We start from the raw sequence: 14,545 nt of genomic DNA on the forward strand, positions 1-14,545 counted from the left end.
TCCCGCCGGACCGGCGAAGCCGGGACAAGAACCCGGACAGCGACCTCAGCCGATATCCAGAGGATCCATCTGCACCCGTAGCGGCGCCTCCGCGCGGCGACTACTACGCACCGCCTGGGCGGCGGTGAGGGCACGAGCCAGTTCCGTACCGCGCGCACGAGCAGCCCGCAGCAGCACCCGTTCGACCGGGACGGCGTCGTCACCGGGCCGGGCGCCGGAGGGCAGCCGGGCGGTCGCCGGCAGCGGCACCGGCCCCAGGATCTCCACCGCGGCCGGAAGCGCGGTATCGGCGAGCAATTCCGTGATCGCGTCGGGCGTACCGTCGACGACGGCCATCCGGACCGCGGGCGGAAACCCGACCTCGGCACGCTGAGCCAATTCGGCGGCGGCGTGACCGGCGGGGTCCCAGCGCAGCAGCGCCTGCACGGTGGGTACGGCCGGGTCGGCCATCACGAGCACCTCACCGTCCGGCCGTACCAGCGCGGCCGCCCCCAGCCAGCGGCGCAGCGTGTCCTCGGCGGCGCGCAGATCGGCGCGGCCCAGCAAGGCCCAGCCGTCCAAGAGCAACCCCACGCCGTAGCCACCGCTCACCAGTGGTTCGGCGCCGACGGTCGCCACCACCACCTGGGGCCCCGGCGGAACGGTGTCCAGCATCGCCGCGCCACTCGAGCCACGGATCGGTACCCCCGGAAAGGCCCGGCCGAGTTCCTCCGCCGTCCGCGCGGCCCCGATGACCACGGCCCGCAGTGCCCGGCCCCCACAACCCGGACAGCGGAAAGCCGCCTCGGTCCGGCCGCACCAGCGGCACACCGGGCTGTGCGCCGTCTGCGCACCGGTACCCGCCTGCGCACCCGGTAGCGACAGCGGTCCCGCGCACTGGCGGCACCGGGCCGGTATCCGGCATCTGGTACAGGCCAGAGCCGGAACATACCCACGGCGCGGCACTTGGACCAGGACCCCGTGCCCGGCCGCCAATGCCCGCCGCGCGGCGGCGAAAGCGGCACCCGGGATCCGCACCGCCCGGGCGATCGGATCGCGTTCCAGGGCCACGTCGGTATCACCGGGCGCGCTGATCCGCGGCGCCGCGGCTCGGACGACCGCCCGGTCGGCCACGAGGTCGTGCGCCCACCCCGACTCCACGACCGCCTGCACCTCCGCGGTCCGCGCGAACCCCGCCGCGACGAAAGCCGCGCCGCTGTCGTGCGCCCGGAGCATGGCGACCTCGCGGGCGTGCGGATACGGCGCGCGGGGTTCGGCATAGGTATCGTCGCCGTCGTCCCAGATCGCGACGAGGCCCAGATCCGCCACGGGCGCGAACACCGCGCTGCGTGTGCCCACCACCACCCGGGCGGTTCCGCGCAGCACCGCCAGCCAGCGCCGGTACCGTGCCGCGGGCCCCAGCCCGGCCGACAGTCCGACCGCCGCGTCCCCCACCAAACGTTCGCATTCCCGGAGCACACGGTCCAGGTCCCGCTGGTCGGGAACCATCAGAATCGCGCTGCGCCCCCCTGCCGCGACAACCGACGCGAGTTCGGCCAACCGGCGCGCCCAATTCTCCCCGGGCAGTGCCTGCCAGGCCGCCCGCGCCCCCTGATGCCGGGCGAGCGCGGTGAGGAACGCCTCGCCGTGCCGGTACCGACGCCAGGCCTCGGCATCGACGGTGTCCGGGGTGATTCCCGGGCCGGATCGGGCACCGCTCGCACCGGGCCCCGGCCCGGATACCGCCGGATCCGTGTCCGGACCCCGCGCACGCCGGGAACGGACCGCGCCCGGCTCCTCCGGTTCCGGCTCGTCCCCGCACGATTCCGGGCCGGCGGGCGCCGCCGGTATCGTTTCGGCCCGGCACTCACCGTGGACATCCGCCGCCGGACCCCGTGCCGAAGTAGCGACCGGGCCCGCGCCGGCGGCCGACAGGTCCCCTGCTCGACGGGTTTCCGTGCCACGGAGCGTATCCGCGGGCGTAGCAACGCTTCCGCGGGCGGAAGCGCCTGCGGAATCCGGGTGGTCGCCGAGATCGTCGTTGCCCGAGACCTTCCCGGCATCCGTATCGGAAAGTCCGCCGACGCCCGGCGGCCGCGGCACCACCGACTCCTCCCCTGCCGTCCGCGAATCGCTTCGCGGCGCCTCTTTTTTCCCGTCACCGGCCTTCTCCACCCGGGCGTGCCGAGGCGGGATCGCCAGGCGCAGCACATCGGCCCGGGTCCCCGCACACCGGGCCGCCACCGTGGTGACCAACCGCAGGATCTCCGGGGTCAGAACCCGTTCCGCCGAAACCACTCGCTCGAGACGGACGAGTTTGCCCGGATGATCGGACCCGGTATGGCGGGAAAGCAGATAACCGTCCACCAACCGTCCGGCGAAACGGACCCGCACCCGGACCCCCGGCCGGGCGATCTCGTCCAGTTCGGGTGGGACGAGATAATCGAAGTCCCGGTCCAGGTGCGCGGGCGTGAGCAGCGGCAGCACCCGGGCGATCGGATGGGTGATCGTCACCGGGGCCGCGGACGCGGACTCACGAGCCGCCGCACGTGACGGGCCCGAATCGGACGACACCCCCGGCGACGCGGCGTCGCCGGGGGTGTCGTCCGTTGCACGGTCCACGCGAGACGCGGGTCCTACAGACCGGCGGCGGCGCGCAGCTTCTCCGCGCGGTCGGTACGCTCCCAGGGCAGGTCGATATCGGTGCGGCCGAAATGACCGTAGGCGGCGGTGGGCGCATAGATCGGACGCAGCAGGTCCAGATCGCGGATGATCGCCCCCGGACGCAGATCGAACACCTCGGTGATAGCGGAGGAGATCCGGGCCGGATCGGTCTTCTCGGTACCGAAGGTCTCCACGAACAGACCCACCGGCGCCGCTTTGCCGATCGCATACGCCACCTGCACCTCCACCCGGTCGGTGAGTCCGGCGGCGACCACGTTCTTGGCGACCCAGCGCATCGCGTACGCGGCCGAGCGGTCGACCTTGGAGGGATCTTTACCCGAGAACGCGCCGCCACCGTGCCGCGCCATACCGCCGTAGGTGTCGACGATGATCTTGCGGCCGGTCAGCCCGGCGTCGCCCATCGGACCGCCGAGCACGAATTTCCCGGTCGGATTCACCAGCAGCCGGATATCGGAGATATCCAGGTCGGGGATCGCGATATCGGCCAGTACCGCGTCCACGACCTTCTCCCGGATATCGGGGGCCAGCAGGTTGTCCAGATCGATATCGGCGGCGTGCTGGGTGGAGACGACCACCGTATCCAGCCGGACCGCGCGGTCACCCTCGTATTCGATGGTGACCTGGGTTTTACCGTCCGGCCGGAGATACGGGAGCACCCCCGTCTTGCGTACCTCGGTGAGCTTGCGGGACAGGCGGTGCGCCAGCGCGATCGGCAGCGGCATGAGTTCGGGGGTGTCGGTATTGGCGTAACCGAACATCAGGCCCTGATCACCGGCGCCCTGCTGTTCGATTTCGTCGTCGGAGCCGCCGACCCGCGCCTCGTGCGAGGTGTCCACACCCTGCGCGATATCGGGTGACTGGGCACCGATGGCGACGTTCACACCGCAGGAGTTGCCGTCGAAACCCTTTGCCGAGGAGTCGTATCCGATCTCCAGGATCTTCTCCCGGACGATATGCGGGATATCCGCATAGGCCTCGGTGGTGACCTCACCCGCGACATGCACCTGACCGGTGGTCACCAGGGTTTCCACGGCCACCCGGCTATGCGGGTCCTGGGCCAGCAGAGAGTCGAGGATGGAATCGCTGATGGCATCACAGATCTTGTCCGGATGACCCTCGGTCACGGACTCACTGGTGAAAAGCCGGCTACCGGACGTGCGCACAGTTTCCCTCATTCCTCAACGGTTACTCGTGTCCGGGAGGGACCGAAGCGCACCGCTCCGATCGCGACCCTGAACTTTCAGACTATTAGAACGAACGGCCTCTTTGGGGATTCGGACACCAACCCGGCGGGGTTTCCCGATCCGGCCGTGCCCGGGTGGCGGCCGATGCCACCGGGCGGCCGGCCACGGCGGCGGCACGGCCCAGCCGCCCGGAGCACGGCACAGCGGCATCCGGCCCGCGCGGGTGCGCGGCGCGGCCCGGGTGCGGCGAACCGGCGGGACTCAGCGCAGCAGCGGACCCAGCGCGTCCAGCACGCGGCTGGCCAGCAGCGCTTTGGAACCGTGATCGAGCGCCTGCTCGCTACCGTCGGCGCCCAGCAACCACCCGTCGTTGGTGTCCACCTCGAAGGCCTTACCCTCCCCCACCGCGTTGACCACCAGCAGGTCACAGCCCTTTCGGGCCAGCTTGGCCCGGGCATGGGTGATCACGTCGCCGTCCTCGTCACCGGTTTCGGCGGCGAATCCGACAATGGCGGTGCCGGGCAGCTGACCGTCCCGGCGGGCCTGGACCAGGCCGGCAAGGATGTCCTCGGTCCTGGACAGCGCGATGGTGTCCGGTTCGCCCTTACCCTTCTTGATCTTGGCCGCGGCCACCGTGGTGGGCCGGAAATCGGCGACAGCGGCGGCCATGATCACCGCATCCGCGCCGACCGCGTGTTTCTCGACGGCGGTCTTGAGCTGTTCGGCGGTGGTGATGTGGACGAGCTCGACCGCGGCGGGCGGGGCCATCTCGATGGTGTTACCGGCGATGAGGGTGACCTGGGCGCCGCGCTGGGCGGCCACCCGAGCCAGCGCATAGCCCTGTTTACCGGAGCTGCGGTTGCCCAGGAAACGGACCGGGTCCAACGGCTCCCGGGTCCCGCCCGCGGTGATCACCACTCGCCGGCCGGTCAGGTCCCGCGGGATCGCGTCGGCGCGTTCGAGCAGCAGCGACGCCAGACCGAAGATCTCCTCGGGTTCGGGCAGCCGGCCGGGGCCGGTATCGGTGCCGGTGAGGCGGCCCGAAGCGGGCTCCATCACCGTGGCACCGTGGGCACGCAGGGCGGAGACATTCGCGACGGTCGCCGCATGCTCCCACATCTCGGTGTGCATGGCGGGTGCGAACAGCACCGGACATCGGGCGGTGAGCAGGGTGGCGGTGAGCAGGTCGTCGGCTCGGCCGTGCGCGGCCCGCGCCATCAGGTCGGCGGTGGCGGGGGCGATCACGACCAGTTCGGCCTCCTGCCCCAACCGCACATGCGGAACCTCGGGCACATCGGCGAACACCCCGGTGTGCACCGGGTGGCCGGACAGCGCCTCGAAGGTCGCCTTACCCACGAACTGCAACGCCGCGTCGGTGGGGATCACCCGCACGGTGTGCCCGGTCTCGGTGAACCGCCGCACCAGGGCGCACGCCTTGTAGGCGGCGATACCGCCGCCCACACCGACAACTACCCGCGCCATCGCGCCTCCTGCCCTATCGGCTCCGCCCCGGTTACCGGGTCATTCGCCTTCGGTGTGCTCGAGCAGATCGCTGTGGATCTCCCGCATGGCCACCGACAGCGGCTTCTCCTGCGGCAGCGGCTCCACCAGCGGGCCGACATACTCGAGGATGCCGTCGCCCAGCTGGTTGTAGTAGTCGTTGATCTGGCGGGCCCGTTTGGCCGCGTAGATCACCAGGGCGTATTTGGACGAGGTGCGGTCGAGCAGCTCGTCGATCGGCGGGTTGGTGAGACCGACCGGGGTGTCGTAGGCGGGCGCGGCGGCAATGTCCGTACTGCTCACTGAGGAAGCTCCTGCGGGGTCGGGGGCGCGGATACGCGGCGGCTCTCCGGCCGCGTATCTGGCTACGAATTGGAATTCGTGCTGACGAACAACGATACCAACTGCTCACAGGCGCTGGTCACGGTGTCGTTCACGATCACGGTGTCGAACTCGTCACGCGCGGCCAATTCCACCCGCGCCGTCTCCAGCCGGCGTTCGATCACCTCCGGTGATTCGGTGCCGCGGCTGCGCAGCCGATCCACCAGCTCCTCCCAGCTCGGCGGAGCGAGGAACACCAGCACGGCCTCCGGCATCACCCGGCGGATCGACCGTGCTCCTTCGAGGTCGACCTCGATCAGCACGTGCAGACCCTCCGCCAGCGCGGCACGCACCGGCAACGCCGGGGTACCCGACCGCTGCAACCCGCCGTGGATATCCGCCCATTCGAGCAGTTCGCCGGCCTCGATCATCGCGTCGAACTCGGCCCGGCTGACGAACCGGTAGTCGCGGCCGTCGACTTCCCCGGGACGCGGGTCCCGTGTCGTCGCCGAGACGCTGAAAACCAGTTCCGGCAGCCGTTCGCGGACACAGCGCACCACAGTGGACTTGCCCACGGCCGAGGGGCCGACCAGTACAACCAGCCGACCCTTCGTCATGTTCTCGATCACCGAAACTGTCAGGCGCCGAGATCGAATTTGGCGAGCAGCGCCTTGCGCTGCCGATCACCGAGACCACGCAGCCGTCGGGTCGGCGCGATCTCGAGCTCGTTCATGATCTCCTCCGCCTTGACCTTGCCGACCTTGGGCAGGGCTTCCAGCAGTGCGCGCACCTTCATCTTGCCGATGATCTCGTCGGTCTCGGCCTTGCCGAGGACCTCTTTCAAGTCGGTGCCGCCGCGCTTCAGGCGATCTTTGAGCTCCGCCCGAGCACGGCGAGCGGCAGCCGCCTTCTCCAGAGCAGCGGCGCGCTGCTCGTCAGTCAGCTGGGGAAGGGCCACGGTTCCTCCGTCTCATCGTTCATTGCTTCAACTCCCTGCCGATAACCCGGCAGTCTCAGCGACCGTACCCACGACGCCCCCGGATTGCGAACCCACCCCCCAGGTCAGGGCATGAATCGCAGCCCTGCACCACGCCCCGCCGACCTCTCCGCATCCCTGCTTGCCCATGCCCCGAATACCCGCTACCGAACCGCGAAACACCGCTTCAGCAGCGGGTTTTCGGCAAGCACCGGGGGTAGCGGTGCGATAACCACGGCACCCTGCCACGGTCTGGCTACCTCCCAGCCGCCCTACCAGGAATTTTCTCGGAAATTTTCGTCAGCGGCCCTGACGAGGCCCGCAGGCGTGGCCCAGGGGTTGTGAACCGGGCGGCAAAGGGGACGAAAACACACGCGAGCGGGGGTACCGCAAAGACGAACGAGCGAGTGGGGCTGCCCACACAAAAGCGAGTAGCGGTATCTTCGGCCCCGCTTGCGGTGAGGCGTGGCTCGGGTCCCTTGCGTCTCGGGTCCGCACTCCTGCGCTCGGTCGCTCCGGACCCGAGACAGGCCCGAACCACGAACGCGAACCATCCGAAAAACAGGACACGGGTGCACCCCACCACCATTTCCCCGCCACGCAACCGCGCCCCGCCTCCCTCGCGAAGCAGCTCACCACCCCACCCTCGCGGGCCGGCTCACCTTCCACCTTCACGAGGCGGCCTCTCCCGCCTTCCGCGAATCCATCCACCTTCCGTAAGGCCCGCTCACCCCAGGAAGGAGAACTCCTCCTGCAAGGCCGCCAGGCGGGCGCGCAGAGCAGGCACCGACGGCCCCGCCCGGAGTACGTCGCGGGACACGGCCGGCACCGCCGCCGGCCATACCTCCTCGGGCAGCAGGGCACGGACCGTGTCCGGGGTGCCCCCCTGCGCGCCGACACCGGGCAGCAGGATCGGCCCGTTGAGCGCGGTGAGGTCCGGGATATCGGTGAGCGTGGCACCCACCACCACGCCCACCGAACCGTATTCCTCGCCCCGGTTGCTTTCCGCCACGGCGTCGACCACCGTCTGGGCGAGGGTCCGCCCGCCGGTGTCGGCCCGCTGTACGGCGGCGGCCTCGGGATTCGAGGTGGCGGCGAGCACGAACAGGCCGCGCCCGTTCTCCCGGGCCGTGTCGAGAGCCGGTCGCAGGGCACCGTAGCCCAGGTAGGGCGAGGCCGTGACCGCGTCCGCGCCGAGTGGCCCGTCGGCGAGCCAGGACCGGGCGTAGGCGGCCATGGTGGAGCCGATATCGCCGCGTTTGGCGTCGGCCAGCACCAGGGTCCCGGAGCCGCGCAGCGACTCGAGGACACGTTCGAGCACAGCCATACCCGCGGACCCGTATGCCTCGAAAAAAGCGACCTGGGGTTTGATCACCGCCGCGAAGCCGGCGAAGGCCTCCACGCACCGTTCGGCGAAGGCTTCCAGCCCGCTCACATCATCGGTGAGCCCCCACTCCGCCAGGAGGGCGGGATGGGGGTCGATACCGACGCAGAGCGGTCCGTATTCGCGCAACGCCGCGTCCAGGCGCGCACCGAAGGGGGTTGTCACGGTCGCGCCCCTCAGCCCCGCAGCGCCGAGTGCAGTTCCTGCAGAGAGCGCACCCCGAGTCCGCCGTTGCTACTGGCCTCGATGCCCTGGACGGCCGCGGCGGCGCCCTGCACGGTGGTGATACAGGGGATGTTGACGCTCACCGCGGCGCTGCGGATCTCGTAGCCGTCCACCCGGGGGCCCGAGTTGCCGTAGGGCGTGTTGATGACCATATCGACCTCACCGTCGCGGATCTGGTCCACGATGGACGGCGCGAACGTTTCGCCCGTGCCGGGCTCGGGCACCGGGTCGGAATGCTTGCGCACCTGTTCGCAGGGAATACCGTTGCGACGCAGCATTTCCGCGGTGCCCGCGGTGGCCAGGATCCGGAAGCCGAGATCGTGCAGCCGTTTCACCGGGAACACCATGGCGCGTTTGTCCCGGTTGGCGATCGAGACGAATACGGTGCCCTCGGTGGGCAGCGACCCGTAGGCCGCCGACTGGCTCTTGGCGAAGGCGGTACCGAAATCGGCGTCGATACCCATGACCTCTCCGGTGGATTTCATCTCCGGGGAGAGCAGCGAATCGATGCCGCTGCCGTCGGCGCGACGGAACCGGTGGAAGGGCAGGACCGCCTCCTTCACCGCCACCGGGGCGTCCAGCGGTACATGCCCGCCGTCGCCGTCGGGCAGCATGCCTTCGGCGCGCAGTTCGGCGATGGTGGCGCCCAGCATGATACGGGCGGCGGCCTTCGCCAGCGGGACCGCTGTGGCCTTGGAGACGAACGGCACGGTACGGCTGGCGCGCGGGTTGGCCTCGAGCACATAGAGGACATCGTCTTTGAGGGCGTACTGCACGTTCAGCAGACCGCGGACGCCGATTCCCTTGGCGAGTGCGGCGGTGGACCGCCGCACCGCCTCGATATCGCTGCGGCCGAGCGTGATGGGAGGCAGCGCACAGGCCGAGTCGCCGGAGTGGATACCGGCTTCCTCGATATGCTCCATGACCCCGCCCAGGAAGACCTCGTCACCGTCGCAGAGGGCGTCCACATCGATTTCGATGGCGTCTTCCAGGAAGCGGTCCACCAGTACCGGGTGTTCGGGGCTGAGTTCGGTGGCCCGGGAGATGTACCCCTCGAGCGACTGCTCGTCGTAGACGATCTCCATACCGCGTCCGCCGAGCACATAGGACGGACGGACCAGCACCGGGTAGCCGATATCGGCGGCGATCTTGCGGGCCTGGTCGAAGGTGGTGGCGGTGCCGTACTTGGGAGCGGGCAGACCCGCGGCGACCAGGACGTCACCGAATTCGCCACGATCCTCGGCCAGGTCGATAGCGGCTGCGCTGGTGCCGACCACCGGGACCCCGGCGGCGGTGAGCCGCTGTGCCAGCCCGAGCGGTGTCTGCCCGCCGAGCTGCACGATGACGCCGGCGACCGTACCGGATTCCGATTCCGCGTGGTACACCTCGAGCACATCCTCGAAGGTGAGGGGTTCGAAGTAGAGGCGGTCGGCGGTGTCGTAGTCGGTGGAGACGGTCTCCGGGTTGCAGTTGACCATCACCGTCTCGTAGCCGGCGGCCGACAATGTCTGTGCGGCGTGCACACAGGAGTAATCGAATTCGATGCCCTGCCCGATCCGGTTCGGTCCGGAACCGAGGATGATCACCTTGTCCCGGTCGGGCTGTGGGGCCACCTCGGATTCGGCCGCCGGGTCGAGTTCGTAGGCCGAATAGTGGTACGGGGTCCTGGCCTCGAATTCCGCGGCGCAGGTGTCGACGGTTTTGAACACCGGTCGCACGCCGAGCCGGTGCCGCAGGGCGCGCACCCCGTTCTCCCCGGCCAGCTCCGGCCGCAGCGCGGCGATCTGCCGGTCGGACAGTCCGTGGTACTTCGCGCGGCGCAGCAGCGCCTCGTCCAGGACCGCGGTCTCGAGGAGTTCCCGGCGCAGATCCACCAGCCCGGCGACCTCGGCCACGAACCACGGGTCGATACCGGAGGCCGCCGCGACATCGTCGATGCTCGCGCCGAACCGCAGGGCCCGTTCCACCTGGTAGATACGGCCCTCGGTGGGCGTGCGCAGATCGTCGAGGATTGCCTCGATCGCCGCGTCGATATCGGCCTGTGCCGCGGAGGCGGGAGCCCATTTCCCATCGTCGGCGGTCCAGAAACCGGTGGCCTTGGTCTCCAGCGAGCGCAGAACCTTGCCGAGGGCTTCGGAGAAGTTACGGCCCAGCGACATGGCCTCCCCCACCGATTTCATGGTGGTGGTGAGGGTGGGATCGGCACCGGGGAACTTCTCGAAGGCGAATCGCGGCGCTTTCACCACCACGTAGTCGAGGGTGGGTTCGAAACAGGCCGGGGTTTCCTTGGTGATGTCGTTGACGATTTCGTCGAGCGTGTAGCCGATGGCCAGCTTGGCCGCGATCTTGGCGATCGGGAAGCCGGTGGCCTTGGAGGCCAGCGCCGAGGACCGCGAGACGCGCGGGTTCATCTCGATCACGATGAGGCGCCCGTCGCGGGGATTCACCGCGAACTGGATATTGCAGCCGCCGGTGTCCACGCCGACCTCACGCAGGATCGCGATACCGAGATCGCGCATCTTCTGGTATTCGCGGTCGGTGAGGGTGAGCGCGGGGGCCACGGTCATCGAATCGCCCGTATGCACACCCATCGGGTCCACGTTCTCGATCGAGCAGACGATCACGACATTGTCGCGGCCGTCGCGCATCAGCTCGAGCTCGTATTCCTTCCAGCCCAGGATGGATTCCTCGATGAGCACGTTCGCGGTCGGCGAGGCGGCCAGGCCGCCCCCGGCGATCCGGTCGAGGTCGGCGTCGTCGTAGGCCATCCCGGAGCCGAGCCCGCCCATGGTGAACGAGGGGCGCACCACCACCGGGAAGCCCAGCTCGGCGACGGTGTCGCGGACCTCGTCCATGGTGTAGCAGACGCGGGAGCGGGCGCTCTCCCCGCCGACGCTCGCCACGATGTCCTTGAACTTCTGCCGGTCCTCACCGCGCTGGATGGCATCGAAATCGGCGCCGATCAGCTCGACCCCGTACTTCTTCAGCACGCCGCGATCGTGCAGAGCCACCGCGGTGTTCAGCGCGGTCTGCCCGCCCAGGGTGGCCAGCAGCGCGTCGGGGCGCTCCTTCTCGATGACCTTTTCGACGAATTCCGGGGTGATCGGCTCCACGTAGGTGGAGTCGGCGAACTCCGGATCGGTCATGATGGTCGCCGGATTGGAGTTGACCAGCGAGACCCGCAGCCCCTCCGAGCGCAGCACCCGGCAGGCCTGGGTACCCGAGTAGTCGAACTCGCACGCCTGACCGATGACGATCGGGCCCGAACCGATGACCAGGATGTGTTCGAGATCGGTACGGCGTGGCATCAGGCTCCCTCCATCAGACCGGCGAACCGGTCGAACAAATACGCGGCGTCATGGGGCCCGGCTGCCGCTTCCGGGTGGTATTGCACGGAGAAGGCCCGGCCGTCGACCAGGCGGACCCCCTCCACGGTGCCGTCGTTGGCGCAGACATGGCTGACCTCGGCTTTACCGAACGGGGTGTCGAACCGCTCGCCACGCTCACCTTCCAGCGCGAATCCGTGGTTCTGCGCGGTGATCGAAACGCGCCCGGTCTCGTGTTCGACGACGGGGATGTTGACGCCCCGGTGCCCGAACTTCATCTTGTAGGTGTCGCGGCCCAGGGCGCGGCCCAGGATCTGGTTGCCGAAGCAGATACCGAACAGCGGCAGACCCTTGTCGAGGATGCTCCGGGTGAGCGCGACAGCGGTATCCGCGGTGGCCGGGTCGCCGGGCCCGTTGGACAGGAAGGCGCCGTCGGGTTTCAACTCCAGGATCTGATCCAGGGTCGCCGAAGAGGGCACCACGTGCACGCGCATACCACGCGCGGCGAACATCCGCGGGGTGTTGGATTTGATCCCGAGGTCGACCGCGACCACGGTGAACCGCGGGGTACCCGCGGGGTCGATCGTGTAGATCTCCTCCGTGCTGACCTCACCGGCCAGATCAGCGCCGAGCATGGACGGCTGGCCGGTCACCCGGGTGAGCAGTTCCTCGGTCTCGGCCAGCGCCGGGCCGGAGAAGATACCCGCCTTCATCGACCCGCGGGTGCGCAGATGCCGCACCACCGCGCGGGTGTCGATACCGGCGATACCCACGATGTTCTGCCGTTCCAGCTGCCCGGGCAGGGTGCCGGTGGAACGCCAGTTCGAGGCGCGGCGCGCGGGATCGCGTACCGCGTAGCCCGCCACCCAGATCCGCTGCGATTCGTCGTCCTCGTCGTTCCAGCCGGTATTACCGATCTGTGGGGCGGTGGCCACCACGATCTGCCGGTGGTAGCTCGGATCGGTGAGGGTTTCCTGGTAGCCGGTCATGGCGGTGCAGAACACCGCCTCACCGAGGGTCTGGCCCACGGCACCGTAGGCGGTACCCCGGAAAACCCGGCCGTCTTCCAGAACCAGGGCGGCTGCTGTCGTACTCGTCATTCCTCGTCGTCTCCCGTCTCTGCCCCCACCCACGCCGGATACACCGTTTTGTCGTCGCCGCGGAACCCGGTATCGATCTCGGTTCCGGTCGGCAGGATCCAGCGGATCACCAGCACTCCGTCTTCGGTCATCACCTTGCCCGCGTGCCCGCGTTCGGTCCGGATCGCGGTGACGGACTCCGCCGGGATCCAGATCGCTGCCGCGCCCTGCCTGGCCAGCAGGATGCCGCGTTCGAAACGGGTGAGTTCCGCGGTGGCGCGGAAACCCAGACCACCTGCCGCGATCCGGTCCTGCCAGCTCGGCGCCACAGTGCTGCCGAGGTAGAGGCCGGTGGTCGGTTCCAGTAGTTGTGCCCCGGTGTCATCGGGCACCGGCGGCAGTTCGCCGATCAGGTCCGCCTGCCGGGCCGCACGGTTACGCCAGCCCCGGTACATCAGGTAGATGAACAGAGCCCAGAGTACAACGCAGGCGACAACCCACAGTGTGCGTTCCATCAGCGCTCCCCCGCTCCGGCACCGGCGGGCGCTGCCACGACCCCGTCACGGGCGGTGATCCGGCCGCGCAGCAGGGTGGTGGTGACCCGGCCCGGCAGGGTCATCGACTGGTAGGGCGTATTGCTCGCGATACTGGCGAGGTCTTCGCCCCGGACGGTCCAGGTGGCGTCCGGATCGACCAGTACCAGGTTCGCGGGTTCACCCTCGGCGATCGGCCGCCCGTGCTCGTCGAGCCCGACGATCTGCGCGGGCCGTTCGCTCATCACCCGCGCCACCCCGCGCCAGTCCAGCAGACCGGGCCGCACCATGGTCTCCACCACGATGGACAGGGCGGTCTGCAGGCCCAGCATGCCGGGCCGGGCCGCCGCGAACTCGCAGCATTTGTCCTGTTCGGCATGGGGTGCGTGATCGGTGGCGACACAGTCCACGATCCCCTCGGCCAGCGCCCGCCGCAGCGCCTCGGTATCGGAGGCCTCGCGAAGCGGCGGGTTCACCTTGTTCACCGCGTCGTAGGTTTCCAACCGCGCGTCGGTGAGCAGCAGATGATGGGGGGTGACTTCCGCGGTGATGGAGATCCCCTGCTCTTTGGCCCACCTCACCAGTTCCACGGTGCCCGCGGTGGAAGCGTGACAGATATGGACGCGGGCGCCGGCGTCCCGGGCCAGCAGCGCGTCCCGGGCCACGATGGATTCCTCCGCGGCCCGCGGCCACCCCGCCAGACCCAGCCGGGCCGCGATGGGGCCCTCGTGCGCGACCGCGCCGGAGGTCAGTCGCGGTTCCTCGGCGTGCTGGGCGATCAGCACGCCGAGCGAACGCGCGTACTCCAGCGCTCGGCGCATGATCAGCGGATCGTGTACGCAGTGCCCGTCGTCGGAGAACATGCGCACCGCGCCGGTGCTACCGGCCATGGTTCCCATCTCGGCGAGTTGCTCACCGGCGAGTCCGACGGTGACCGCACCCACCGGGTACACATCGACGAGCCCGACTTCCCGTCCGCGCCGCCAGACGTGATCGGTGACCACATGGGTATCGGCGACGGGCGAGGTATTGGCCATGGCGAAAACCGCCGTGTACCCGCCCAGCGCCGCCGCCGCGGACCCGGATTCGATGGTCTCGGTGTCCTCGCGTCCGGGTTCGCGCAGGTGGGTGTGCAGATCCACGAACCCGGGCAGCAGGATCTGGCCGTCGGCCGCGACGATTTCGGCACCGTCCGCCGACAGATCGGTCCCGATTCGCTGGATCACTCCGCCGGAGATCAGTACGTCGACCGGGTCCCCGGCTCCATAAGGCCGCACTCCGGTGAGCAGTACGGACTCGCTCATGCCGTGGTCTCCGGGCGCTCCGTGGTCACGCTCCGCTGCCTCCTCCGGA

Annotated in this window: 11 protein-coding genes; all 11 read right to left on the reverse strand. The window is 69.4% G+C overall.

The window, feature by feature from the left end; genetic code table 11:
* Nucleotides 1–45 precede the first annotated feature (45 nt).
* Nucleotides 46–2,493 (reverse strand): primosomal protein N', encoded by a 2,448-nt coding sequence (locus ACYR7D_RS25055; RefSeq protein ID WP_459550284.1) that lies wholly within the window; start codon nucleotides 2,491–2,493, stop codon nucleotides 46–48.
* Between the two features lie 122 nt (nucleotides 2,494–2,615).
* Entirely contained in the window at nucleotides 2,616–3,827 is a 1,212-nt protein-coding gene (gene metK, locus ACYR7D_RS25060; RefSeq protein ID WP_459550285.1) for a methionine adenosyltransferase, read from the reverse strand.
* A gap of 282 nt (nucleotides 3,828–4,109) precedes the next feature.
* A complete protein-coding gene (gene coaBC, locus ACYR7D_RS25065) occupies nucleotides 4,110–5,330 on the reverse strand; it encodes a bifunctional phosphopantothenoylcysteine decarboxylase/phosphopantothenate--cysteine ligase CoaBC (protein ID WP_459546968.1) in 1,221 nt (406 codons plus the stop codon).
* Nucleotides 5,331–5,369: 39 nt separating this feature from the next.
* Nucleotides 5,370–5,651 carry a DNA-directed RNA polymerase subunit omega gene (gene rpoZ, locus ACYR7D_RS25070; protein ID WP_459546969.1) on the reverse strand — a complete coding sequence of 94 codons (282 nt, stop codon included), beginning with the start codon at nucleotides 5,649–5,651 and terminating at the stop codon, nucleotides 5,370–5,372.
* Nucleotides 5,652–5,713: 62 nt separating this feature from the next.
* Nucleotides 5,714–6,286, reverse strand: coding sequence for a guanylate kinase (gene gmk / locus ACYR7D_RS25075; protein ID WP_459546970.1), 573 nt, complete (start codon nucleotides 6,284–6,286; stop codon nucleotides 5,714–5,716).
* Nucleotides 6,287–6,306: 20 nt separating this feature from the next.
* Entirely contained in the window at nucleotides 6,307–6,627 is a 321-nt protein-coding gene (mihF, locus tag ACYR7D_RS25080) for an integration host factor, actinobacterial type (RefSeq protein ID WP_459546971.1), read from the reverse strand.
* A 745-nt stretch (nucleotides 6,628–7,372) separates the two neighbouring features.
* Nucleotides 7,373–8,194 carry an orotidine-5'-phosphate decarboxylase gene (gene pyrF, locus ACYR7D_RS25085; RefSeq protein ID WP_459546972.1) on the reverse strand — a complete coding sequence of 274 codons (822 nt, stop codon included), beginning with the start codon at nucleotides 8,192–8,194 and terminating at the stop codon, nucleotides 7,373–7,375.
* 11 nt (nucleotides 8,195–8,205) lie between these two features.
* The gene (carB, locus tag ACYR7D_RS25090) at nucleotides 8,206–11,562 is read right to left on the reverse strand and encodes a carbamoyl-phosphate synthase large subunit (protein WP_459546973.1); all 3,357 of its coding nucleotides are present in this window, start codon (nucleotides 11,560–11,562) and stop codon (nucleotides 8,206–8,208) included.
* On the reverse strand, nucleotides 11,562–12,680 hold the full coding sequence (gene carA / locus ACYR7D_RS25095; RefSeq protein WP_459546974.1) for a glutamine-hydrolyzing carbamoyl-phosphate synthase small subunit: 1,119 nt from the start codon (nucleotides 12,678–12,680) through the stop codon (nucleotides 11,562–11,564). Before carA ends, carB begins: the two co-directional genes overlap by 1 nt.
* The gene (locus ACYR7D_RS25100) at nucleotides 12,677–13,174 is read right to left on the reverse strand and encodes a PH-like domain-containing protein (RefSeq protein ID WP_459546975.1); all 498 of its coding nucleotides are present in this window, start codon (nucleotides 13,172–13,174) and stop codon (nucleotides 12,677–12,679) included. Before ACYR7D_RS25100 ends, carA begins: the two co-directional genes overlap by 4 nt.
* The gene (locus tag ACYR7D_RS25105; RefSeq protein WP_459546976.1) at nucleotides 13,174–14,496 is read right to left on the reverse strand and encodes a dihydroorotase; all 1,323 of its coding nucleotides are present in this window, start codon (nucleotides 14,494–14,496) and stop codon (nucleotides 13,174–13,176) included. Before ACYR7D_RS25105 ends, ACYR7D_RS25100 begins: the two co-directional genes overlap by 1 nt.
* Nucleotides 14,497–14,545 lie beyond the last annotated feature (49 nt).

This window comes from Nocardia sp. X0981 (assembly GCF_977089955.1).